Annotated in this window: 16 protein-coding genes; 4 read left to right on the top strand and 12 right to left on the bottom strand. The window is 71.8% G+C overall.

From position 1 onward, the window contains the following. Window positions 1-13: 13 nt before the first annotated feature. The 4 genes from priA to galU all read right to left on the bottom strand — a co-directional run bounded on the left by priA (window position 14) and on the right by galU (window position 4,946). Window positions 14-2,407, bottom strand: coding sequence for a replication restart helicase PriA (priA, locus tag GTZ93_RS06115; RefSeq protein ID WP_139918043.1), 2,394 nt, complete (start codon window positions 2,405-2,407; stop codon window positions 14-16). A gap of 177 nt (window positions 2,408-2,584) precedes the next feature. After that, entirely contained in the window at window positions 2,585-3,193 is a 609-nt protein-coding gene (locus GTZ93_RS06110) for a glutathione S-transferase family protein (protein ID WP_121782542.1), read from the bottom strand. Window positions 3,194-3,294: 101 nt separating this feature from the next. Then, window positions 3,295-4,047 carry a hypothetical protein gene (locus GTZ93_RS06105; RefSeq protein WP_121754345.1) on the bottom strand — a complete coding sequence of 251 codons (753 nt, stop codon included), beginning with the start codon at window positions 4,045-4,047 and terminating at the stop codon, window positions 3,295-3,297. After that, window positions 4,044-4,946: a UTP--glucose-1-phosphate uridylyltransferase GalU gene (galU, locus tag GTZ93_RS06100; RefSeq protein ID WP_139918041.1), complete on the bottom strand. Its 903-nt coding sequence runs from the start codon at window positions 4,944-4,946 to the stop codon at window positions 4,044-4,046. The genes GTZ93_RS06105 and galU overlap by 4 nt, the downstream gene beginning before the upstream one ends. Window positions 4,947-5,006: 60 nt before the next feature. On the opposite strand from galU, the gene GTZ93_RS06095 reads away from it, so the two are divergent. After that, on the top strand, window positions 5,007-5,876 hold the full coding sequence (locus GTZ93_RS06095) for a PorV/PorQ family protein (RefSeq protein ID WP_126934963.1): 870 nt from the start codon (window positions 5,007-5,009) through the stop codon (window positions 5,874-5,876). Window positions 5,877-5,898: 22 nt separating this feature from the next. Here the strand turns inward: GTZ93_RS06095 and GTZ93_RS06090 are convergent, their stop codons facing one another. Then, a complete protein-coding gene (locus tag GTZ93_RS06090; RefSeq protein WP_222595312.1) occupies window positions 5,899-11,649 on the bottom strand; it encodes a hypothetical protein in 5,751 nt (1,916 codons plus the stop codon). 161 nt (window positions 11,650-11,810) lie between these two features. After that, window positions 11,811-12,749 (bottom strand): RluA family pseudouridine synthase, encoded by a 939-nt coding sequence (locus GTZ93_RS06085; RefSeq protein WP_139920770.1) that lies wholly within the window; start codon window positions 12,747-12,749, stop codon window positions 11,811-11,813. A gap of 133 nt (window positions 12,750-12,882) precedes the next feature. Between GTZ93_RS06085 and GTZ93_RS06080 the strand changes: the two genes are divergently transcribed. Continuing rightward, window positions 12,883-14,403 (top strand): peptidase M3, encoded by a 1,521-nt coding sequence (locus GTZ93_RS06080; protein WP_139920768.1) that lies wholly within the window; start codon window positions 12,883-12,885, stop codon window positions 14,401-14,403. Between the two features lie 13 nt (window positions 14,404-14,416). On the opposite strand, the gene GTZ93_RS06075 is transcribed toward GTZ93_RS06080, so the two are convergent. From GTZ93_RS06075 to GTZ93_RS06065, 3 genes are all read right to left on the bottom strand, one after another. Next, complete coding sequence (locus GTZ93_RS06075; RefSeq protein ID WP_120575912.1) at window positions 14,417-14,752, bottom strand: hypothetical protein; 336 nt, start codon at window positions 14,750-14,752, stop codon at window positions 14,417-14,419. Between the two features lie 154 nt (window positions 14,753-14,906). Continuing rightward, window positions 14,907-15,452 carry a hypothetical protein gene (locus GTZ93_RS06070; protein WP_120575911.1) on the bottom strand — a complete coding sequence of 182 codons (546 nt, stop codon included), beginning with the start codon at window positions 15,450-15,452 and terminating at the stop codon, window positions 14,907-14,909. A 204-nt stretch (window positions 15,453-15,656) separates the two neighbouring features. Then, on the bottom strand, window positions 15,657-16,694 hold the full coding sequence (locus GTZ93_RS06065) for a hypothetical protein (RefSeq protein WP_139920766.1): 1,038 nt from the start codon (window positions 16,692-16,694) through the stop codon (window positions 15,657-15,659). A 106-nt stretch (window positions 16,695-16,800) separates the two neighbouring features. Between GTZ93_RS06065 and GTZ93_RS06060 the strand changes: the two genes are divergently transcribed. Beyond that, complete coding sequence (locus GTZ93_RS06060) at window positions 16,801-17,709, top strand: DUF2058 family protein (RefSeq protein ID WP_139920764.1); 909 nt, start codon at window positions 16,801-16,803, stop codon at window positions 17,707-17,709. A gap of 79 nt (window positions 17,710-17,788) precedes the next feature. Here GTZ93_RS06060 and GTZ93_RS06055 read toward each other — a convergent pair whose 3' ends face one another. After that, window positions 17,789-18,970: an acyl-CoA dehydrogenase family protein gene (locus GTZ93_RS06055; RefSeq protein ID WP_139920762.1), complete on the bottom strand. Its 1,182-nt coding sequence runs from the start codon at window positions 18,968-18,970 to the stop codon at window positions 17,789-17,791. A gap of 49 nt (window positions 18,971-19,019) precedes the next feature. Then, a complete protein-coding gene (locus GTZ93_RS06050; protein WP_139920760.1) occupies window positions 19,020-20,024 on the bottom strand; it encodes a DUF1028 domain-containing protein in 1,005 nt (334 codons plus the stop codon). A 118-nt stretch (window positions 20,025-20,142) separates the two neighbouring features. Here GTZ93_RS06050 and GTZ93_RS06045 point away from each other — a divergent pair, with 118 nt between their 5' ends. Then, on the top strand, window positions 20,143-20,907 hold the full coding sequence (locus tag GTZ93_RS06045; protein ID WP_139920758.1) for an SDR family NAD(P)-dependent oxidoreductase: 765 nt from the start codon (window positions 20,143-20,145) through the stop codon (window positions 20,905-20,907). A gap of 123 nt (window positions 20,908-21,030) precedes the next feature. Here the strand turns inward: GTZ93_RS06045 and GTZ93_RS06040 are convergent, their stop codons facing one another. Beyond that, window positions 21,031-22,854, bottom strand: coding sequence for a methyl-accepting chemotaxis protein (locus GTZ93_RS06040; protein ID WP_121755481.1), 1,824 nt, complete (start codon window positions 22,852-22,854; stop codon window positions 21,031-21,033). Window positions 22,855-22,919 lie beyond the last annotated feature (65 nt).

Genomic DNA, 22,919 nt, shown 5'->3' with positions numbered 1-22,919 from the left:
GGAGCCAGGGAGTCTACAGCATGGCTCCGGGATCCACGTCGATGACGACCTTCACCCCGTTGGGCACATCCGCCAACGCCGCCTCCAACCGGGCGAGCAATGGGGCGAGCGCCGCATGTGTCGGCGCCTTCAGGAGCAACTGCCAGCGCGTCTTGCCCCGGATGCGGGCGATGGGCGCCAGGGCCGGCCCCAACAGGCGCACCCCCGCCGACGCTGGCGGCATGTGTCGTCCCACCAGGTTCCCCAGGAACCGGGCCACACCCGCGGTCTGCTCCGGGTGCTCGCCCTCCAGCCGGACGGACGCCATGCGCGCGAAGGGCGGATAGGCCAGCGCCTTGCGCCACTCCAGCTCCTGCTTGGAGAACCCGTCGAAGTCGTGCGCCAGCATCCGCTTCACCGGCTCCGCGTCCGGGTTGTAGGTCTGCACCAACACCCGCCCCGGGTCCTTCCCGCGGCCCGCGCGCCCCGCCACCTGGGTCAACAGGTGGAAGGTCCGCTCAGCCGCTCGGAAATCGGGAATCGCCAGGGAGGTGTCCGCCATCACCACGCACACCAGCGTCACGCCTGGGAAGTCGTGCCCCTTGGCCACCATCTGGGTGCCCACCAGCACGTCGAGCTCCCGCCGCGCGAAGGACGCCAGCAGCTCCGTCAGCTTCTCCGCGCTCGTCGCGGAGTCGCGGTCCAGCCGCGCTACGCGTGCGTGTGGCATCCGCTCCAGGACCTCCGCCTCCACGCGCTCCGTGCCAATGCCGAGCTTGAGCAGCGGGCCGGTGCACTCGCGGCAGCTGTCCGGGACCGGGAAGGCCACGCCGCAGTAGTGACACACCACCCGGTTCTGCGAGCGGTGGTGCGTCATGCACACGTCGCAGTCCTGGCACTTGAGCGACAGGCCGCACACCTCGCACAGGAGGATGGTGCTGTGGCCTCGGCGGTTGAGGAACAGGATGACCTGCTGCCCCTTGGCCACCGTCTCCTCCATGGCCTGGAGCATCTGCGGGCTGAGGATGGGCGCCTCTTCCGTCACCTGGCCCTCGCGCGGACGCTCCACGCGCAGGTCCACCAGGCTGATGGTGGGCATGGGCCGGTCGTCCACGCGGTTCTTCAGCTCAATCAGCTTGTAGCGGCCGGAGCGCGTGTTCTGGAGCGTCTCCAGTGAAGGCGTCGCCGAGCCCAGCACCACCACCGCGCTGGCCTGCTTGCCGCGCACCACCGCCAGGTCGCGCGCCTGGTAGCGCAGCTTCTCGTCCTGCTTGAAGGACGGGTCGTGCTCCTCGTCCACGACGATGAGCCCCAGGTGCTCCACCGGCGCGAACACCGCCGAGCGCACACCGACCGCGATCTTCACCGTGCCCTTGCGCAACGCCTGCCAGTGGAACAGCCGCTCACGGTCCTTCAGCCCCGAGTGCAGCACCGCCACGTCGCCGCCGAAGCGGCTGCGGAAGCGCCCCACCAGCTGCGGCGTGAGCGCGATTTCCGGCACCAGCACCAGGCTGCCCAGGCCGCGCGCGAGCGTGTGCTCCACCGCGCGCAGGTACACCTCCGTCTTGCCGCTGCCGGTGACGCCGTGCAGGAGGTACGGCTGGAAGCCGCCCGCGTCGACGGCGCCCTGCAGCTCCTTCACCGCCAGGGCCTGCTCCGGGGTGAGGCGGTCCGGGCGGTTCTGAACCAGGCCCTCGCGCACGCCGGGCTGCAGCGTCACCTCCACCCACTTCACGAACTTGCGCGTCGCCAGCTTCTTCAGCGTCTCGCGCGCACCGGGGATGGCGTGCGTCACCTCATCCAGCGGCGCGCGTCCGCCCACCGCCAGGAGGTACTGGAGCACCGCGACCTGCGCCGGGGCGCGGGCCAGCTGCGGGGGCACCTCCGTGACGAGCGCCTCCACGAAGAACTGGATGTCCGGCTTCGCTTCCTTCTCGTCCACCGCTGTGGAGAGGCCCGGCGGCAGCGCGCCGCGGATGACCTCTCCCAGCGGATAGCGGTAGTGCTCCGCGGTGAAGCGCAGGAGCGCGATGAGGTCCTTGGGCAAGGACGGCGAGTCCTCCAGCACGCGCTGGATGGGCTTGAGCCGCACGCCGCCTTCCACCGGTGCGTTCGCGGGCCCCAGGTAGAAGCCCAGCGCCATGCCCCGGCCGAAGGGCACGAGCACGCGCTGGCCCGGGGCGAGGTTGCCCGCGAGCGCCTCCGGCACCAGGTAGGTGAACTCCCCGCGCACGGGACGGCCCACGGCGACAGAGGCAAGTTGGGCGGGAGTGGCGCTCACGACGGGGCGCACTGTAGCGGCGTGCTCCCGCTCCGACACTTCCCTTCCCACATCCGTACGCCGCGTCCGCAACGGAATGGAACCGCGAGAGGGGGCCTCTGCCTGTGCCCGAGGAAAACCACCCAGCGCGAAGTGCTCTTGCTCCATGACCGACCTCTTGCCGCCAGCGTCCCCGGCCCGCCCGTCCTGCACCCGGGATCCACTGTGCCCCGGGCGTCTGACATCCCCGGTGCCCTGGAAGCACGAAGGGCCCCTCCCGACCCTGGAAGACAGGGTGCGGAAGAGGCCCGGGTGGCCTGCGCGAATGAGGGGCGTGCGGGCGGACTAGCGGCCGGCGGACTTCTTCACGGACGGGCGGTTGGACACGCGGTCCCACCAGGCCATCACGTTCTTGTACGGGGCCACGGTGTCCTTCTCCCCCATGGCGAAGAGGTACTCCATGTACGGCGCGAAGCAGACCTCGGCGAGCGTGAAGTCATTGCCCGCCAGGTACGGCCGGGTCGCCAGCGCCGCGTCGAGGACCTCCAGCGGACGCTTCAGGCCCTCGCGGCCCTTGGCGATGTTCTCCTCGTTGTTGGTGCCCCGGAAGCGCTCCATGACGATCTTCATCGCCGGGCCGGAGAAGTAGGACTGCTCCACGCCGATGAACTGCTCCATCAGCGCGTAGGCCTTGGGGTCCGCGGGCGTCAGCGACGGGCCCGGCAGGGTGCGGTCCAGGAAGCGGCTGATGGCGCGCGACTCGTACATGACGAAGCCGTCGTCCAGCTCCAGCGCGGGCACCACGCCAAAGGGCTGGCGGGCGATGTGCGCGGGCGTCTTCTGCTCGTGCTTCATCAGGTCGATGTTGATGAACTCGACCTCGTGGCCCTTCTCCGCCAGGACGTTGAGGACCTTGCGGGTACACGTGCTCATCGGGTTGCCATGGAGCTTCATGCGAATCGCCTCCGAGCCAAGAACCGGGGAAATCCCGGTCCTGGAACGGGCGGGACTTTCACCGTCAGCCCCGCCCATCGCAAGCGAATCGAAGCGGACTGCTACTTGAACAGCGTGTCCGGCACCGCCGAGCGGTTGTCCGCCTTGAGGGCGGTGAAGCGCACCACGCGCTGGCCTGCCTTCCACACCTCCACCGTGCGGGGCATCCAGTCGCCGGTGGCCGGCGAGGCGTAGTCCAGGAAGCGCACGTCCCAGGCCGCCCCGGACGCGTCCGAGTAGCGCAGGCGCGCGGGCCGGAAGGCGTCCTTGTAGACCCAGAACTGGGGCTTGCCCTCCGCGGGGTCTCCCAGGACGAAGGCCACCTCACCGCCGAAGCGCGCGAGCGACGTCACCTTCGTGTTGATGCCCAGCCCCTGGAGGTAGGCCTCCTGGGCGAGCTTGGTGTCCTGCACGCTGCCCGCGTCCTGCGCGAGGATGGCGCACACCTGGGCCACCAGCACGGAGATGGCGGGCAGCTCCTTGCCCTCCACGCGCTTCTTGCCGGAGACCTGCACGGTGGAGGACTTGAGGCTGCTGTCCGGAGAGCTCGCGTCGAAGCGGCAGCGGCCCGGAATCTTCGCGGACAGCACGCCGTCACCCTGGAGCTCCGGGCGGTCCGTGGGGACGTTGAGGGCGGCCCCCGCTTCCGCAACGCCCGTGGAGGAGAAGATGACGGAGCCTTCCACGCGGAAGGCCGACAGGCGCTTCTCCTCCCGCGCGTTGGCCATGCGCCGCAGGATGGAGCCGCCGGGCAACACGTAGGCGCCGGCGGCGAGGGACACGAGGACTGCGGATACGGCGATGAGACGCTTCACGGCTTCTCCGTCTTGACGACCTCGCGCAGGTACTCCAGGAGCCCTCCGCGCAGGTCGGGGCGCTTGAGCGCATAGGCGATGTTCGCCTTGAGGTAACCCACCTTGTCACCGGCGTCGTAGCGCTGGCCCTGGAACTTGTAGCCCAGCAGACCTTCGGTCTTCTGGAGCGTGGCCAGGCCGTCCGTGAGCTGGATTTCCCCGCCCACGCCCGTGGTCTGCTTCTCCAGGATGGGGAAGATGGACGGGGGCAGCACGTAGCGGCCAATCACCGCGAGGTTCGACGGGGCGGTGCCCTTCTTGGGCTTCTCCACCACGTGGTCGATCTGGATGACGCCGTTGCCCAGGTCCTTGCCGGCGGCGATGCCGTACATGTGCGTCTCGCTCTCCGGAACCTCCATCAGCGCGATGACGGCCTTCTGGTGCTGCTGGTAGATGCGCGCGAGCTGGCCGATGCCCGGATCCTCCGAGTCGATCATGTCGTCGCCCAGCAGGACGCCGAAGGGCTCGTCGCCGATGACGCTCTTGGCGCACAGCACCGCGTGGCCCAGGCCGAGCGGCTCCTTCTGACGCACGCTGATGATGCGCACCAGGTTCGCGATGGCGCGCATCCGGTCCGCGTCCGCCGTCTTCCCGCGCGCGCGCATCGTGGTCTCCAGTTCGAACGCGATGTCGAAGTGGTCCTCGATGGAGCCCTTGCCGCGGCCGTTGATGACGACGACGTCTTCCATGCCCGCGGCGACGGCCTCCTCCACGATGTACTGGAGGGTGGGCGTGTCGACGATGGGCAGCATCTCCTTCGGCACGGCCTTGGTGGCCGGGAGGAAACGGGTGCCCAGGCCGGCGGCGGGGATGACGCACTTGCGGATGAGCTTCGCTGCCTTCGTGTCAGGAGAGGACATGGGGCGGGGAATCTATTGGTGGCCCAGAACCCCAGCAAGCCGGATAGATTCCCCGGTGCCATGCCGCTCCGTGCCATCGCCGCCGCCCTGTCGTTGACGCTCTCCGTGGTCCCCTTCCTCGCCCGAGCCGCCACGACCGAACGGGCCGATGAGCTGCGCAACATCGCGAGTGCCCGGTCCCTGGGCATGGGCGGCGCCTACCGGGCCACGGGCCTGGGTGCGGATGCACTCCTGGGCAATCCGGCGGCGATGGCGCTGTACCCGGCCTACCGCATCGAGGGCACGGGTGCGTACGACCCACGCAACAAGGAGGGCTACCTGGGCATCAGCCTGGCGGACTCCAGCAGCGGCCGGCTGGCGCTGGGCGTGGACTACCACTGGCTTTCGCTGGGGCGTGGCGGAGGGCGTACGTCCGCGAACCTGAGCACGCTGGGCGCGGCGCTGCCCCTGGGGCAGTCGCTGCTCATCGGCCTGTCGGGGCACTACCTGCGACTGAATGGCCAGTCGCGCTTCGCCAACTCCATCACGATGGACGCGGGCATCCTCGTGCGGCTGAGCGAGCAGCTGTCGCTGGGCGTGTCGGGGCACAACCTCATCGACACGGAGAACGTGGAGCTGACGCGCTACTTCTCCGCGCACGCGGCCTACGTGGGGCAGGCGGTGGTGGTGGCGTTCGACATGCGCGGGGACTTCGAGACGCGCGACTCGACGGTGCTCACGTACAACACCGGCGCGGAGTACATCTTCGACCAGACGATTCCGCTGCGCGCGGGCTACACGTACGACGGTTTCCAGAAGATATCGCGCGTGACGGTGGGCGCGGGCTTCCTGTCGCCCGGCGGCGGCGGCTTGGACCTGGCGTACGAGCACGACCTGGGCGGGCTGAACGGGCGCGTGCTGTCGCTCACGCTGCGGCTGCTGGTGAACTGAGGCGCCTCCAGGCGAAGCCGCTCTAACGGCCGCGGCCCGCTTCGACGGCGTCGCGCAGGGCGAGGTAGCGCTCGGAGGCGGCGAAGCGGACCAGTTCCTCCAGTTCTGAATCGTTGGGGCGGCGGGCCCGGAGCACGGTGAGCGAGGGCCCGGGGCCTCCGCAGGCGACGAGCCCCGCACGGTTGGCGGAGTCGCGCGCGGCGGCGACGAGCAGGTTCGCGTCGAAGTCGCGGGTGCCGGGCTCCATCAGCAGGGCGGCGCGCTCCAGGGCCCTGGGGGACAGGGACTCGCGCACCACGCGAGCGTCGTCGCCGGCGTCCTTGGGGTTCTTGAGGACGGAGGACAACAGTGCGAGCGCGCGCAGCAGGTGGTCCTTGCGCAGGGCGCGCAGGGCGAGCAGGTCCGGTGACAGCGAGAACAGCGCGCGGCCGGCGTGGAAGCGCAGCTCGGCGTTGGTGGGGGGCTGCTGCACGAGCTGCCGGCCCACGACGAGGCGCGGGGCGGAGGTGTGCAGCGGGGTGATGTTGGCGCTGTCGTCGTCGCCCGCGACGAGCTCCGGCAGGGGCACGCCCAGCAGGCGCGCGGTGCTGTTCAGTGCGTCGAGCACGGCGGCGGCGCCCGGACCGGAGGAGGCGCGCAGGGGCTCCGTGGTGTTGGCGATGCGAGCGGGCGACGGGAACAGCCGGCACAGCGCGATGCCCACGCACGCGAGCAGCTCTCCGGACGGGGTGCGCAGGCCTGGGTGGCGCAGGCCGGCGCGCTCCTGGTTGGTGAGGGGCGCGCGCAGCACGCGGGGCGCGGGGACTTCGCGGCCCTCCAGTGCGTCGGCGAGCTCACGCATGAGCGCGGCGCGGGTGGCGTCACCGCGCTGGTCGAAGTGGTCCACGAGGCCGCGATAGGGCTTCGGGTCGAGCGGGCTCTCGCGCACGAGCTTGAAGACGATGGGCTCCGCGGAGGTGGAGTCCGCGGGGGGCTCGACGTCCGGGACGGCGGCGGGCGTCTCGCGGGTCTCGGTGGAGCCGACGGTGGGGCGCCCACTGGCCTGGGGACGCGTGGGGGCCGGGCCGGAGACGGTGCCTTCGGGACGACCGGCGCGGTGGATGCGGCGCACCGGGTCCATGCGGCCGGGAGGCGCTTCCCACGCGATGACGCTCGTGGCCTCCACGGGCCCGGCGCCGAGCTCCTGGGCGTCCTCGTCTTCGTCCTCCGAGGGAATCTGGCTGAGGAGCGGGATGTCGGGCGGAGCTTCGGGAGCACCGCGGCCCTTCGCGGGAGGGACGACGGAGCGCGAGGCTCCGGCCATGGCGCGCGGCGCGGGGGCTGGAGGTTCCACGCCACTGGCGGACAGCGGCGCGCGGGGGGCGGCGGGGGGCTCCACGCCGCTGGCGGATAGAGGGACCCGGGGCGCGTGTCCGGCGCGCGGGGCGCGTTCCACGCGGGACGGGGCTTCGCGGACCTGCGTGCCCGCGTTCTTGGAGGAGCGCGCGTGGTCCTCGGGGGGGGGCGCGGCGGTGGCGGCCTTGCGCGACGCTGGGGCTTCGGGCTCCGCGTCCGGCGGGAGCGATGCCCCGAAGGCCGTGGTCATTTCGCGCGGAGGCGCCGTGGCGGCTCGCGGCTTGCGGTCGGGCGCGAAGGCTGCGGCGTCCGGTGTCGGGCCGGGTTCCTGGGCCGAGCCGCCGCGAGACGGCTTCGCGGCCCGAGACATGCCGCTGGGAGCGGGGGCGGACTCCGCGAGGGAGACAGGGCTCTCCGCTGGCGCCTTCGCTGCGCGACGGGGTGGCTCCGCTTCCGGTGGCGTGCTCGCGACCGAGACGTGACGGCCGGACGGCGCCTTCGGCTGGCGCGTGGCGTCCGCGCTGGATGCCGTTGCGCCTACGGGAGCGTGACGACCGGACGGAGTCTTCGGCTGGCGCGTGGCGTCCGCGCCCGGCGCTGAGCTACCAACCGGCGCGTGGCTGCCGGACTGGACCTTCGACTGGCGTGCGGCTTCCGTAGGGACCGGTGCGGTTCCTACCGGCGCATGACGTCCCGAGGGCGCCTTGGGTTGCCGAGGTGCTTCCGTGGAGGACGATGCGGCGCTCGCTGGAGCGTGACGTCCCGAAGGGGCCTTGGGCGGGAGGTCGACCTCCGCGCCCGGCACGGTGTCCGCGAGGGAGACAGGGCTTCCCACCGGAGCCTTCCCGGATGCGGGGCGACGCTGCGCTTCTGTTCCCTGGGCGGTATCTCCTACCGACGCGTGCCGTCCTGACGGGGCCTTGGCGGCGCTCGCGACCGGAGCATGGCTTCCCGAGGGGGCCTTCCCAGGCTGCGACGCGGATGGAGACGCTCCCGCGCCTCGCTCTGACTCCTTCCGCGACGCGCGCTCGGCCGTGTCACTCCGAGCCCCTGCGCGCCCCCGCTTCTTGTTGCCAGGAGCCGCTTCGAGTTCCTCGCCCGCCGTGTTCGTCGAGCCGACTTGCGCTTCCGCGTTGCCGCGTCCCTTGCGCGAAGCCGCGCTGGCTCCTGAAGCCCCGGCCGAGCGCTTCTCCGATGCGTTGGCGGACGCGGCCTCCTCCGCCTGGAGCAGCGACGGGACATCCGTGTTGGATGTCACCTCGTCGGACAGGTCCTTGCGCTGTTTCGCAGCAGGCACCCGGCCCGTGGCGACCGGCGGAGCGACGAGCACCGACGGCGGCGGCACCCCGCCAGCCTGCGAGGACGCCGGACGCGTGGGCTCCGGCGACGGCGGACGGGTGCGCTGCTCGCGGGACTTGCGCAGACTGTCGGCGCGGCGCGCGTAGAGGCGGGCCTTCTCGGTGTTGTTCAGCACCTCGCGGCAGAAGAGCGCGAGCCGCTCCCACGTGTGCTGGCGCTCCTCGTCGTCCTCCGTCGCGGTGGCCGCGTTCTCCAGCGCCCAGGCGGCTTCGCCAAATTGCTCGCGCTCGGTGCAGCGGTCCGCGAGCAGCAGCCAGGCTTCCTTGTGCCCCGGCTCGAAGCGCACGGCCTGGCGCAGCTCCGCCAGGGCCGCGCCCGCGTCGCCCATCGCCTCCAGCGTGGCGATGCGCTCCAGGTGCGCCTTGCGCGCGGCCGGCCCCCGAGGCTCGCGGGCGAGCTGCGCGTGCAGCAACGCACTCAGCGCGGGCAGGTCTCCCAGGCGGCGCGCGAGCGCCAGCAGGTGCTCCCGGGGTTGCTCATTGTCCGGGCTCTCCGCGAGCACCTCCGCCCAGGCCCACTGCGCGATGCGCAGGTCTCCCAGGGACTCCTCCGCGGTCTTCGCGAGCACCCGCAGCGCCTCCAGGCGATCCGGCGCGCGGCGCGGCGCGGCGGCACAGGCGGCGCGCAGACGCTCGACCTGGGCGAAGCGCTCGTCGTCGGAGACGCTGCGCACCAGCCCCGCGAGCACGGGCAGCATTCCGGCCACGAGCGCATCCGCCGCCTCGAAGTCCTCGCGCGCCTTCGCGGGGTTGCCCATGTTCAGCTGCCGCTCGCCTCGCGTCAGCAGGGCCACGGCGCGGGCCCGCGAGGTCCTCGCCCGGGAGATCGCGTCATCGAGCGCACGGCGCACGAGCGAGGCGTCTTCCCGCTGCGACAACAGCCGGACCTGTTCACGCAACGCGGTGCGCTCACCGGTCAGCTCGACGATCTCCCGGTACATGCGCGCGGCGCCCGCGGAGTCCTGGAGCTCGTTCTCCATCACCTCCGCGAGCCGCGTCAGGGCTTCGGCGCGCTCGGGTGCGTCCTTCGCGCGGTCCGCGCGCTTGAGGTACAGCTGGGCCAGCTCGCGCCAGGCACTGCGCGCGATGAGCTGGGCCTCCTGCCGCTGGGACTGGGCCCGCTCCGAGCCCTCGTCCGCGGTGCGTGCCGAAGCAGGTGCATCCGAAGCCGGGGACTCGGAGGGCTTCACCGAGGGGACGCGCGTGGAGTCGCGCCGGGGCGCCGCGGGGGCGGCCTGCGCGGTGGAATCCGCCTGCGGGAAGACGACTTCCGAAGTCGATTCCTCCTCGTCGAACGCGGGCTTCGAAGTGGCGGGGACCAGCACGGAAGCCCGTCGCGGAGCGGATGGCTTCCCATCACGGGACTGCGTTGACGCGGAAGCGCCCTTCTCCGCTTCGGCACGCTCGGGCGGGATGATCTCCGAGGTCGCCTCGTCGTCGTCGAACGCCATCGCTGGCGCACCCGGCACCAGCACCGCGCTGGACGGGCGCGGAGGGTTCACTTCCGACGTCGCTTCGTCCGCATCCGGCTGGCGTGGGGACGGATTCTTCGAGGCCGATGCGTTCTCGCTGGATGCCTTGGCTTGCGCTTCAGCGGCCGGTTCGGAAGGACGTGGTGGGACGATCTCCGACGTCGATTCGTCTTCGTCGAAAGCCTTGGAAGGTGCACCCGGCACCAGCACCGCGCCAGGCGAACGCGACTCCATCCGCTCCGATGCCGACGCGTCAGGAGCGGAGGTCTTCGAGGGTGCCGCCGTTATCGCGGCCGGGGTCTCCTCGGATGGGTTCCGTGGCGCGGGCTTCTCGTCGAGTGCGGCATCGGCAGGCGGCGATTCCTCGAGCTTCTTGCCGAAGACCTGCGTCGACTCGAATACCGGCGAGGCGGGTGGCGCGGCAGCAGGCGTCGACACCTCAACCTTCTCATCGGGCGTCCGCACCGCATCCGACGACGACGCTTCGGTCGTCGACGCAACGGCCTTCACTTCGGACGCTACCGCCGTGTCCGGGAGCAGTGGCGTCTGCGTCTCACTCGAGGGTGCTGCTCCACCGACGTGCTCGGCCGCCTCCGCTGACGACGGTGCCGTTTCGATGCGCTCAGGCGCCTTTGCCGAGCCCGACAACATCAATGCGCTCAACGCCGCGATGACGTGCTCAGGCACCGTCGCGGACGGCGATGCGCTTGACGGCGCGACGACGGACGCGGGCGCATCCGAGGCGTTCCCTGACGACGAAGCATTCGATTCGCCAGCAGCGCTCTCCACCCGAGGCGCTTCATCCACGGACGGCGATGCACCCGAGGCAGCAGCGGCTGACGCCGGAATGTCAGACGCCCCCACGACCGCGGCTCCAGGGCGCACCGTGTCCGGTGCCTTCTCGCCAGCATCCTGCGCGACACCCACCGGCTCCGGAACGGTCCTCGCGCCCCTCGGTGGCGTCACCACCCGGGCCTTGCCCGGCCCGTCGTCATCCCAGGGGAACTCCGGCCCTCGCGACGCCGGCCGTGCCTGTTCCGCCCACTCACCCAGCGGGACCTGCACCGTGGCGGCCCGGGGAGCCCACGCTGGCGCGGCCGGCACCGAAACCACCGGCATCTCCACCACCGTGTTGCCCAGCTCTGGATCCGACAGCGCCAGCGCGGACACCTCCACGGTCTTCGTCCGGGACTCCTCGTCCTCCGCCGGGAGCTGCGGCGACGGCACCGACTTCGCCTTCGCCACCCGCTCGCGCAGCACGTCGAGCACGAAGCGGGCCCTGGCGTCGTCGGGCGCGTCCATCAACAACCCGTTGAGCACCGCCGCGGCGCGCGCTTCCTGTCCCGTGCGCCGCAACACCCGCGACAGCTGACGGCGGACCTCGCGGCGCACCTCGCCCCGCTCCGTCACCATCGCCGCGTCCAGCAGGGTGATGACCGCGCGCTCCGTACCCGCCTTCAGCGCGCACCGCACCAGCACCGCCGCGAGCCGGGGCGTCATCGGGAGAGAACGGCTGGCGGACACCAGGCCGGAATACGCCCGCGCCGCCTGCCCCTCCAGGAGCAGCCGAGCAGCGTCCCGGCAGATCCGGGCCACCGCGCCTCGCACGTCCTCTCCTCGCGAGCCCAACTCCGCTCCGCGAAGGGAGGGCTCCGGCGTCCGTGGGCCCTTGCCGTGTCTCCCGCCACCCATGAAGCCCCCAGTCTACACACGATGCGCGCGACGGGGGCATCCTGTCCGCGAGCACAGGGCCCGGGTTTTCCAGGTTCTCAAGACGCGTCCGCGGCCACGATGGGCCCCTCTGGAACGCGCACGCCCGCCGACTCGAAGAACGCCCGCAGGTCGTCCGGCACCGGCGCCGCCAACCGCAGCGGATGGCCCGTGCGCGGATGCCCCAGCTCCAGCGCGTGCGCGTGCAGCAGGCACCGCGGCGCCATCAGGCCCCCCGCGCTCCCCTCGCCGCCATAGCGCGAGTCCCCCAGGATGGGGTGCTCCAGCGCCGTCAGGTGCGCCCGGAGCTGGTGCGTGCGGCCCGTCCGGGGCAGCAGCTCCACCAGGCTGAACGCCTCCCCCGCGAACAGCGTCCGGTAGTCCGTCCACGCGGGCACGCCATTGGCCGCGCGGGTCGCCCGCCAGCGCCCCGGCCGCGATGGGTCCTTCGACAGGGGCAGGTCCACCGTACCGCCCGCCGGAAGTCCCGGACCCGTCGCCGCGAGGTACCGCTTGCGCGCGGTGCCCTCCCGGAACGCCTCGGCCAGCGCGGAGGTGGCGGCGGCCGTCTTGCCGAACACCGTCACCCCGGAGGTCTCCCGGTCCAACCGGTGCACCAACCCCGCCTGCCGACCCAGGTACTCACTCACCAGGTCCACCAGGCTTCCGCCCACGCGGCCTTCCGTGGGCTGCGCGTTCAGGCCCGCGGGCTTGTCCACCGCGATGACGTCCTCGTCCTCGAACAGCACGCGCAGGGGGACCGCGGGCTTCGGGACCTCCAGCGGGCTCTGTCCTGCCTCCTCCAGCACCACCGTCACCACCTGCGCGGCCTGGAGCTTCACGGCCCCGTCCCGCGCACGCCGCCCCGCCACGTACACGGCGCCCACGTCCACCAGCCGCCGCACGTCCGCCACCGGCAGCGCCAGCTCCGCCGCCACCGCCTCCACCAGGGCGCGCCCCACGTGCGCCCCTTCCGCCCGGAACGTCCGGCGCTTCATCGCGCGCCGCCCCTTTCGAGGAGGGACTCCAGGGGGGCATGCGGCCGGGCAACGGAGGCAGAGGACATGGCGAGACACTCTATGCGCGTGCTCCCTGCCCTGACGCGGGCTTCCTGTTACCTTCCGCGCCGCCATGGACCGCCCCCTGCACTCCGTCCGGTCGCGGCTGGATGATTTCCTCGCCGAGCTGGCCACCCTCCAGTACCGCTACGGCGCCGGACTCTCCCCGGACCTCCCTGTCGCGCGCCTCTACGCATCCTTCCCGGAGCTGTCCTCGCCGGAGACCTTCGCCGCAGCCAACGAGGCGCTCGCCCGTGCGCAAGGCAAGGACGACCCCGTCGCCGTCCGCCGCATCCGGCTGGTGCGCGAGATCATCGCCACCCAGGTGGAGGAGTCGCTCGCCCTGCCCGCGGCGGACGCCGTCGTCGCGTTGGAGGCCCGCTCCCACATCCCCGCGGACGACACGACGTTGTCCCTCGCCCAGGCCCTGTCCCAGATTCCGCGCGAGTCCAACCGCTCCCGCCGCGCCCTCCTGGAGCGCGGCGCCGGCAACTTCCTCTGGGACCACCGGGGTCCCTATGGAGACCGGCGCGACGCCACCCTCCAGGCCGCGGAGGTGCTGGGCTTCCCCGACTACCCCTCGCTGCGCCAGGACGTCACCGGCATCGACGCGGGCAAGCTGGCCGAGGCCGCAGCGGAGACCCTCAAGCGCACCGAGGACGCCTACCGCGACGTGCTGGCCTACGTGCTGCGCAAGCTGGAGCCCACCCTGCGCCCGCTGCCCGGCGGAGAGGCGCGGCGCCATGACGTGCAGCACGCCCTGCGCGCCCCGTGGATGGACGCGCACTTCCGCCGCGAGGACACCGTCCCCGCCGTGATGCGCTGGCTGTCCGACTGGGGCCTCCACCCCGAGGCCGGCGGCCGCATCCGCCTGGACGACGAGTCCCGCCCCGGCAAGGCGTCACGCCCCTTCGTCGCCGCCGTGCGCGTGCCCGACGAAATCCGGCTGGTCGTCCAGCCCCGCGGCGGCATGGACGCGCTGGGCGACCTGCTCCACGAGCTGGGCCACGCGTGGCACCTGGCCCACGTGGACGCGGACGCCCCCATGGAGCTGCGCCGCCTGGGCGACGCCTCCGTGACGGAAGCGTACGCCGCCACCTTCGAGCGGCTGCTGTTGTCCCCGCCCTGGCTCAAGCGCTACCTGGGCCTGCCGTCCGGCACGACGAAGGACGTCGTGCGCATGGGCGCCTTCCAGGCCCTGGCCGTGCTGCGCCGCCACTGCGCGAAGCTGTCCTACGAGCTGTCCCTCAGCACCAAGGGCGCCTCCGCCGACCGCGCGGACGAGTACGCCGACGGCCAGCGCCGCGCACTCTTCGCGCAGCCGCACCCGGGCTTCTTCCTGCACGACGTGGACTCGCAGCTCTACGTCACCCGCTACCTGCGGGCGTGGGCCTTGGAGACCCGGCTCACCGCGCACCTGCTGGAGCGGTTCAACGAGGACTTCTGGCGCAACCCCTCCGCCTTCACCTGGCTCAAGGGGCTTTTCGCGCGCGGCGGTGCCGCCGACGCGGAGGGACTGGCCACGGAGGTCTCGGGCACGCCGCTGGCGCTGCCCGAGGCGGGAGCGCGCCTCGTGGCCATCCTCAACCAGTAGGGAGTACGGCCCCCTACTTCTTCTTGGCGCGCAGCGCGCGGACGATCTTGTCCTTCGCCGCGTTGGCCGGAGCCTCGCGGGTGGGGACCGCGGCGGGCGCCTTGGTGGCCTTGGCCGCCGTGCGCGCGCGCATCGCCTTCATCAGCTGCATCTCGATGACGAGCAGCTCATCCGCCAGCTCCGCGTTCGCACCCGCGGCGCGGGGCAGCGGCGCGCTCTTGCTGGGAGCGCCCGCGCCATGGCGCATGCGCAGGGCCTTCTCCTCCTCGGCCGTCAGCGTGGTGGACTTCTCCAGCGCCGCCTTGACCTCTTTCGCGGTCAACGTGCTACTTCCGACCTTGCGCTCCATCTCCGCTCCCTTCGTTGTGCACGCCTGAACACCCGAGCATGTCAGATGCGTCTGGGCCGCAACCGACGAGGATTGTAGAGGACGCAAGAGGGCCGTCAAAATTTCTTCCAACAGGCCGCTGCCAGTCTGTAGCGACCCGCCCCACCCGCTACAGCTACAGGTGCATCCCCAGACCCAGGAACGTGGAGCGCAAGCTCTGTCGCTCCCCGGAGAAAGGGGAGCCCCTGGCGGAGAAGTTCTGGTAGCGCGCCTCGGCGGAGAGGAAGAGGTTCTCCCCCAGCTCCACCCCCACGCCGCCGCACAGCTCGAAGCCCAGCTGGAGCACCCGGCTGCCCAGCGCGTCCGGGGCCACCGGCTGGGGGCGTGAGTGGGGCACCAGCATGCTGGCCCCCACTCCCAGGAAGGGCCGCACCCGGGTGTCCCCCAGGGGCACCACGCGCACGGACATGGGCGTCACCTCCGTCAGGTGCCGGCTGGACGCCAGGTGGCCGCCCACCTCCAGCACCGCCCCCGGCTTGCGGTACGCCCAGCCCAGGCCCGCGCTGTAGCCCACCGTGCGCACCTTTTCCGCGTCGCCCTGGAGCACGTAGGCCCCCAGCGGTGCGACGGTGATGCCCAGGTTGCGGACGGGTTCGGCGAGGGCCGGGGTCGCCAGGAGTGCGAGCCCGGCACATGCCAGGGGGAGGGCGGAGCGGAACATGGCCTCCCGTGAGAGCAAGGCCAGGGCCAGGGGGATTCCCCAGCAGCGTCAGGCACTTGCGGGAAGGCCCGGGCGGGGGCGGCGGCCCGTGCAGGACACGGCCGTCACAGCCCCCGAGGGCCGCGCTCCCCCTCCGAGCCGCCAGGCCGGAAACCGTAGGGCTTCCAACGGCCTGGAGGCTCGGATGAGCGCAGCGGGGTTGAGTCAGTTGCCCTCGGCCTCGTCTTCCGGCTCGGGGGCGCCGGCCGCGGCGCCCGGGGTGGCGGGCGAGTCCCCGGCCTTGGTGCGCGGGATGCCGAAGTGGTCCATGGCGTCCGCGATGCCCTGGGGCTTGTCCGCGTCCGGCAGGAAGTCCTGGGGCGGCTGCAGCGAGGGGTCCTTGCCAATCTCCGTCAGGGAGGACTCCAGCGTCATGCGCAGCTCCGCGGCCTCCGGGGTCTTCTCCTGGGGCACGCCGATGCGCCCGTCCAGCCGGGCCTTGAGGACGACGGAGGTCACCGAGTCCACCAGCACCTCGCCCTCCAGCGAGCGCGGCAGCCGGTGCGAGAAGAAGTTGGCGCGGCGCTTCGTCGTCTCGTCCGCGTTCTTGGGCGTGAAGGCGGCGGGCATCTTCTTCGGCGTGCCGCCCTCCAGGGGCGAGCCCAGGGACACGTTGTACTTCCACGCGGTGCGCCCCTCGTGGGTGACGGTGCCCGCGGGGGTGAGCTTGATGCGGCCCTGGAAGAGGCTGTCGAAGTCGCGGATGGCGCCCGTCAGCTCCGTGCGGGTGCGCTCGGCCATGCCGCGGTCGCGCAGGCGCTGGCGGTACGGGCCGTAGCGGTTGCGGGCGAACACCTGCCCCTTCACGCGCATCACCTCCAGGCCCTGGTCCCGGGAGTTCTCCAGGACGCCGTGGAAGTCGCCGTTGACGCCCCCGGGGCCCGCGCGGAAGGAGCGCGTCTCCGTGAGCTTCACGGGGTTGTTCCCGTTGGGGCCGGCCCACTCGTAGCTGAGGGTGGACTGGAAGAAGTGCGGGCCCAGCCGCTCGGTCACCTCCGCGGCGTCCATGCCCAGGATGCGGCGGGAGACCTGGGGGTTGTCCGCGACGTCCTCCGGCGGCAGCTTCTCCTTCGCCGAGGCCACCACCTTCGGCGGGTCCTCCGCCGAGAAGATGCGGGCCTTTGCCGCCTTGTCGACGGGGTCTGAGCAGCCAGTGGCTGCCAGGACCAGGGCGAGGGCGGCGGACTTCGACAGACTTCTCACGGAACCTCCACGACCACGACGGCGGGGGCGGCAAGTTACGTGGGGGGGACAGGAGCGGCAAGCGGTGGCTTGCGTGCGGCCGTGCAAGGGATAGAACGCCCAACCCATGCAGAACCTGCGAGACAAGTTGTTGAAAGCGGGCCTCGTCTCCGAGGAGGAGGCCAAGAAGTCCGACTCCACGCCCTCGGCGCCAAGGCGCCAGGAGGACAGCCGGGGGAGCGCTCCACGCGCCCCGGCCCCTCGCGGACGTGATGAGAATCGGACAGCCGGAGGCCCGCCGCGCCGTGATGACCGCGGAGGTCCGCCGCGCCGCGAGGGCGGTGGCGGTCCGCCGCGAGGCGCCGGAGGTCCCCCGCGCCACGGTGCGGGCGGTCCGCCGCGTCAGGGCGGCGGAGGCTTCCGGGGCGGTCCCCAGGGAGGGTTCGGCGCGAACGCGCGTCCGGGCACGCCCACGGAGAAGCCCATCCCCAAGCTGCCGCCCATGCCGGGCTCCAAGGCCTACCAGCGCGCCGAGTCCAAGAAGCAGGTGGAGCTGGACCGCGCCCTGCGCGAGCTGGTGCTCGGCGCCCAGGTGCCCCAGGAGCCGGGCGAGACGGCCTTCTACTTCATGACGCGCAAGGGAAAGCTGCGCCGAATGGAGCTGAGCCCCGCCCAGGCCAAGCAGCTGGAGGACGGCGAGCTGGGCGTGGTGGAGCGTCCGGAGCCCGCGCAGATCGAGCACTCGCTGGTGCCCTCCGCCGCGGCCGAGCAGATGTACGCGCTGTCCGCCAAGGCCGTGCGCTTCTTCAACCGCAAGGAGAACCCCGTCGGCTTCATGAACGACGAGGAGCTCAAGGCGCAGCAGGCCGCCGAGGCCTCCGGCACCGCGCCGGAAGTCGCCGACGAGCCCGAAGCCTCCGCGGAAGGTGCCGAGGAGGGCGAGGCGTCCGCCGAGGCCACCACGTCCGAGCCGTCGTCCGAGTCCCCTGGCGAGCCGGCCTCCGAGCCGAACGGCGAAGGCAGCCCCCAGTCCTGATGTTCCTTCCCGTGCCCTCCCCTCCTTCCCATCCGGGAGCGAGGGGAGGCGCGGCTTCCACCCGACGTCCGCGCTCGTCTCAGCCGAACGCGTCGATGCCGGTGATGGCCTTGCCCAGCACCAGCGTGTGCACCTCGTGGGTGCCCTCGTAGGTGAAGACACTCTCCAGATTCAGCATGTGGCGCACGGGCGGGTAGTCGTCCGTGATGCCATTGGCCCCGTAGATGCTCCGGGCCACGCGGGCGATGTCGAGCGCGCTCTTCACGTTGTTGCGCTTGGCCAGGCTCACCATCACGGGGTTGCTCTTGCCCTCGTCCTTGAGGCGCGCGAGCCGCAGGCTCAACAGCTGCGCCTTGACGATCTCCTGGAGCATGTCCGCCAGCTTCTCCTGCGTGAGCTGGTAGCCGGCGATGGACTTGCCGTCGAACTGGGTGCGGGACAGCGCGTATTCGCGCGCGCCCTCGAAGCACGCGATGGCCGCGCCCGTCACCGCGAACGCGATGCCTGCTCTCGCGTTGTTGAGGCACGACAGCGGACCGCGCAGGCCCACGACGCCGGGCAGCACGTTGCGGTCCGGCACGCGCACGTCCTGGAAGGACAGCTCACTGGTGCGCGACGCGCGCAGGGAGAACTTGCCGGGAATCTCCCGCGCGCTGAAGCCGGGCATCCCCTTCTCCACCAGGAAGCCGCGCACGGACTCCGGGCCGCCCTCGTCCGTCTTCGCCCACACCACCGCGACGTCCGCGATGGAGCCGTTGGTAATCCACGCCTTGGTGCCGTTGAGCACCCAGCTGTCGCCGTCCTTCCGGGCGCGGGCGCGCATGCCGCCGGGGTTGGAGCCGAAGTCGGGCTCGGTGAGGCCGAAGCAGCCGATGAGCTGTCCCTTCGCCATGCCCGGCAGGAAGCGCGTCTTCTGCTCCTCGCTGCCGAAGGCGTGGATGGGGAACATGCAGAGCGAGCCCTGCACGGACGCGAAGCTGCGCAGGCCGGAGTCACCGCGCTCCAGCTCCTGCAACACCAGGCCATAGCTGACGGTGTTCATGCCCGCGCAGCCGTAGCCCTGGAGGTTCGCGCCCAGCACGCCCAGCTCCGCCAGGCCCGGGATGAGGTGCGCGGGGAAGGTGCCGTCGCGGAAGTGCTTGCCGATGATGGGCAGCACCTCCGCGTCCACGAAGCGGGCCACCGCGTCGCGAGCGGCCTTCTCCTCGGCGGACAGCAGGTCGTCGATGCGGAACAGGTCGGTGATGTCGGCGCGGGGCATGGCGGCGAGCTTGACGTCGCCATGCGGGAGCCGTCAAACCACCGGTGCCTCAGTGCGTCGCGGGCGCGAGCGCTTCCAGGTCCGCGTCGCGCATGAAGTTGACCAGCGGACCGTCGATCTTCCGCTGGCCGTTCACCACCACGGTGGGCTTGAGGAAGAAGCTGTTGTTCCAGTTGAAGTCATACAGCGCCTGTTCGGCGGTATCGTTCCAGCTCCCATCCATGCGGCCGTCGTAGTACCCGAGCTTGTGCAGCACGCGCTTCACGACCTTCGCCGTCTCCTTGTCGAGCGAGATGAGGTCCGACGCATATGGCGCCGCGACGCCCGCCTGGTAGCGGTTCATCTCCACGTCCAGTTCCTTCAGCGCGTGCTTGCTGCCGTGCACGACGGCGTCCGCGAGCACCTTCGTGTAGAAGACCGCTTCGTTCTCCGAGCTCCAGACGCGGATGACGCCGGAGCGCTCGCCGTTGTTGTCACCGCCCACCTTGGCCCCCGCCTTGAGCGACGCGAGCAGCCGCTGCGGCAGGCTGCCCGTGGCCTGCTGGAAGCCCGTCGCCATGGCGGCGCAGATGGTGGCGGTGGTCTGGTTGTTGGCCTGCACCACGAAGGTGGCGCCCTTCACCGCGCAGCGCTGCGAGGCGCTCTCCGCGCCGGTCTGCTGGCCCACGGTGATGGTGCCGTCGGGGTTGAGCTTCACCGCGGCGAGCTGCCGGTAGTCCGCGTACGGATCCACGGTGAAGACGTAGTCGACGGCGGCCTGGGCCGTGTCACCCGCGTCGGTGCGGGCGATGATCGCCTCGGCGTCATCCACCGAGGGATAGAACATGGAGGCCACCGCCACATCCGGGCGGCCGTAGGGCACCAGGCCACTGATGCCCGAGGGGAAGGAGATGCTGGCCACGCCGCACGACTTCTCCACGGCGTCGCACGCGACGATGGCGCGCGTGCCCAGGAGGCGGGGGTTGGCGCGGCCGGTGGGCGCTGCCGCGAGGGCGGACGTGGACGCGAACATCAGACAGGAGGTGGCCAGCAGGCCACGCGTGAAGGTCTTCATGTGCAGGGAACTCCGATGCAGTGGTTGATGTCTGGAAGAGTCCCCGGAAGCGCAATTGATGCATTTCGCCATGCACCTTCCGCCCGGTCCCGCGTGCAGGGCCCTATGCTGTCCGGCCATGGCAAACGAGACGACGAAGAGCGTGGTGGTGACGGGCGCCAGCCGGGGCATTGGCCGCGCGGTGTCCCTGGCGTTCGCGCGCGAGGGCTACGACGTCTGGGCGATGGCGCGCTCTGCGGAGTCGCTGGAGGCGCTGCGCAAGGAAGGCGGCGAGCGCATCCGCACGCTCACCGTGGACGTGGCGGATGAGTCCGCGTTGCTCGCGGCGTGCAAGACCGTGCTGGCTGCGGGCACGCCCCGGGTGCTGGTGAACAACGCGGGCATCACCGTGTCCGCGCCGCTGACGAAGACGTCCACGGCGGACCTGGCGAAGGTGATGGCCGTGAACGTGACGGCGCCCTTCCTGCTGTGCCGCGAACTGATGCCGGCGATGGCGTCCGCGGCCGGCGGCCGGGTCATCAACATCGGCTCCATCACCGCGACGCGCGGGGCGAAGTACACGTCCGCGTACTGCGCGTCCAAGCACGCGCTGCTGGGGCTGACGCGCGCGCTGTCGGTGGAGTACGCGCGCAAGAACGTCACCGTGAACATCGTGAACCCGGGTTGGGTGGAGACGGACATGTTCGCGGGCGCGACGGCCGCCATCACCAAGACGACAGGCCGCAGCGAGGAACAGGCCCGTGAGGCCCTGGCCGCGATGAGCGCCATGGGCCGCATCATCCAGCCGGAGGAGGTGGCCGCGATGTGCCTCTTCCTCGCGTCGGAGGCGGCGGCGCCCATCACCGGCGCGGCCTACGCCATCGACGGCGGCGAGGCGGCGTAGCGCCGGGCTCCCGCGCGCCGGGCCGTCACGTGCCCGGCGTCACCGTTCGAGTGGAGCGATACGCCGTGCGGTATCGCGGGCTCCCGCGCGCCGGGCCGTCACTGGCCCGACGCCTTCACGGCGTCACAGGCGGTACTGCTCCACGATGTTGCTGACCTCGTGGGACGCGGTGGTGAGGCGCGCGGCGGCCACGGCGCTCGTGGCCACGCGCTCCACCGTCTCATCCGCCAGCCGCGTCAGGTCGCTCAGCGCGGCGAACAGCTCCGCGATGCCCGCGTCCTGCTGGCTCACCATGTCCGCGATGCTCTTCACGGACACGCTGTTGTTCTGGATGACCTCGGCCAGCGCTCGCAGGCTCTCTCCCGCCGCGCGCGCCTGCTCCAGGCCACCTTCCACCTCGCGCGTGCCGCCCTCGCTCGTCTGCACCGCCTCGGAGATGGCGCGGCCGATGTCCGCCAGGATGGACTGCACGCGCGCTGTCGCCGTCGCGGACTGGTCCGCAAGGGAGCGCATCTGCCGGGCCACCACCGCGAACGCCCGGCCCGCCTCGCCGCTGCGCGCCGCCTCGATGGCCGCGTTCAACGCCAGCACGTTGGACTGGTCCGCCAGGTCCTTCACCGTGCCGGTGATGTCGCCCACCTGCCGCGTGCTCTGCCGCAGCTCCGACACCGTGTTGGAGATGCGCTCCACCTGCGAACGGATGTGCGTGAGCCCGCCCACGCTGCCCGCCACCGCGGACTCGCCCGCCTGCCCCACCGCGCCCGCCTTCTCCGCGTCGCGCAGCACGCCCGTGGCCCGCCGCGCAGCCGCCCGCGAGCTCTCCTGGAGCTGCCGCGCGGCGATCTGCGTCTGGTGCAGCGCCGCCGCCTGCCGCGTCACCGCCAGGTTCTGGTCCGACGCGGAGTTCGCCAGCTCCAGCGCCGTCGCCTCCAGCTCGTGCGCGGAGTTCTTCAGCGCCATCAGCACCGCGCGCAGCCGCGCCATCATGTCCCCGAAGGACAAGGCCAGCTGGCCAATCTCATCCTTGGAGTGGATGTCCAACGTGCTGCTGAAGTCTCCTTCCGCCACCACCCGCGCCGCCGCCGCCGTCAGCGCGCCCAGGGGCGCCATCATCCGGCGCACCAGCAGGAACACGCCCCCGCCCGCCACCAGCGCCACGAACAGCCCCAGCCCCAACACCTCCATCAGCGTGGCGCGCATCCGCGCCCACTCCGCCTGAGCGCCGCGCGCCAGCACCAGCTCCAGGCCCTCGCCCACCTCCACCCGCGACACGTGCAGCGACACGCCGCCCACGTCCACCTCGGCGCCGTTCGCTCCGCCCGCGCCCGCCGCGGCCAACAGCGCCTTCGCCTGGACCGCGTGCACCGACCTCGCCACCAGCCGAGGCCCCGCGTGCAGCAACGCCTCCAGGTCCTCGCTCCCCTCGCCCAGGCGGCGCAGCTCCTCTCCGCCCAGCTCCGCGCCCACCACGAGGAAGCCCACCGGCACGCCGTTGGACTGGAGCGGCTGCGCCACCGCGAACAGGGGCACGCCCGTGGCCGGCAGCACCACCTGTCCCTTCTGGCGCACCACCTTCTCGATGCCCGGCAGGGTCCGCTCACCGGAGGAGGCGAGCACCGTCCCGTCCACGCCCACCAGCGCCATCAGGTCCACGCCCAGCACCGTGCGGTGCTCGTTCAGCAGGGCGTCCGTCTCCGAATGGTCCTCCGCGAAGGCCGCCGTGAACGCGGGGTTGGCCGCCGCCACGCGCCCCAACTCCGTCAGCACGCGCAACTCCTGGTCCTTCAACGCCTGCCAGCGGGTCGCGTCCCGCGTCAGGGCGGAGGCCATTTCGGACTCCACGCGCGAGCGCAGCGACAACCCCATCAACGTCACGGTCAACAGCGTGAGGGTGATGACAACGGCGGTAAGGGCCGCGGTCAGGCGCGCGGCAAGGCTGAGCGTCATACGCAACGGGTGCTCGGAGGGGGGAGGGAGACGCGAGGGGGAGCCCCCAGATTAACCTGGAAGAT

Source organism: Corallococcus exiguus (assembly GCF_009909105.1).
Lineage (GTDB): Bacteria > Myxococcota > Myxococcia > Myxococcales > Myxococcaceae > Corallococcus > Corallococcus exiguus.
Note: the sequence above shows the minus strand (reverse complement) of the source record. Positions and strands in the feature narration are given on the sequence as shown.

Bases quoted from the DNA above. Each gene is read 5' to 3' on its own strand.
- GTZ93_RS06050 (WP_139920760.1), bottom strand. From the start codon at position 20,024: ATGAAGACCTTCACGCGTGGCCTGCTGGCCACCTCCTGTCTGATGTTC.
- GTZ93_RS06055 (WP_139920762.1), bottom strand. From the start codon at position 18,970: ATGCCCCGCGCCGACATCACCGACCTGTTCCGCATCGACGACCTGCTG.
- galU (WP_139918041.1), bottom strand. From the start codon at position 4,946: ATGTCCTCTCCTGACACGAAGGCAGCGAAGCTCATCCGCAAGTGCGTC.
- GTZ93_RS06040 (WP_121755481.1), bottom strand. From the start codon at position 22,854: ATGACGCTCAGCCTTGCCGCGCGCCTGACCGCGGCCCTTACCGCCGTT.
- priA (WP_139918043.1), bottom strand. From the start codon at position 2,407: ATGGAGCAAGAGCACTTCGCGCTGGGTGGTTTTCCTCGGGCACAGGCA.
- GTZ93_RS06075 (WP_120575912.1), bottom strand. From the start codon at position 14,752: ATGGAGCGCAAGGTCGGAAGTAGCACGTTGACCGCGAAAGAGGTCAAG.
- GTZ93_RS06095 (WP_126934963.1), top strand. From the start codon at position 5,007: ATGCCGCTCCGTGCCATCGCCGCCGCCCTGTCGTTGACGCTCTCCGTG.
- GTZ93_RS06080 (WP_139920768.1), top strand. From the start codon at position 12,883: ATGGACCGCCCCCTGCACTCCGTCCGGTCGCGGCTGGATGATTTCCTC.
- GTZ93_RS06060 (WP_139920764.1), top strand. From the start codon at position 16,801: ATGCAGAACCTGCGAGACAAGTTGTTGAAAGCGGGCCTCGTCTCCGAG.
- GTZ93_RS06045 (WP_139920758.1), top strand. From the start codon at position 20,143: ATGGCAAACGAGACGACGAAGAGCGTGGTGGTGACGGGCGCCAGCCGG.
- GTZ93_RS06070 (WP_120575911.1), bottom strand. From the start codon at position 15,452: ATGTTCCGCTCCGCCCTCCCCCTGGCATGTGCCGGGCTCGCACTCCTG.
- GTZ93_RS06110 (WP_121782542.1), bottom strand. From the start codon at position 3,193: ATGAAGCTCCATGGCAACCCGATGAGCACGTGTACCCGCAAGGTCCTC.
- GTZ93_RS06085 (WP_139920770.1), bottom strand. From the start codon at position 12,749: ATGAAGCGCCGGACGTTCCGGGCGGAAGGGGCGCACGTGGGGCGCGCC.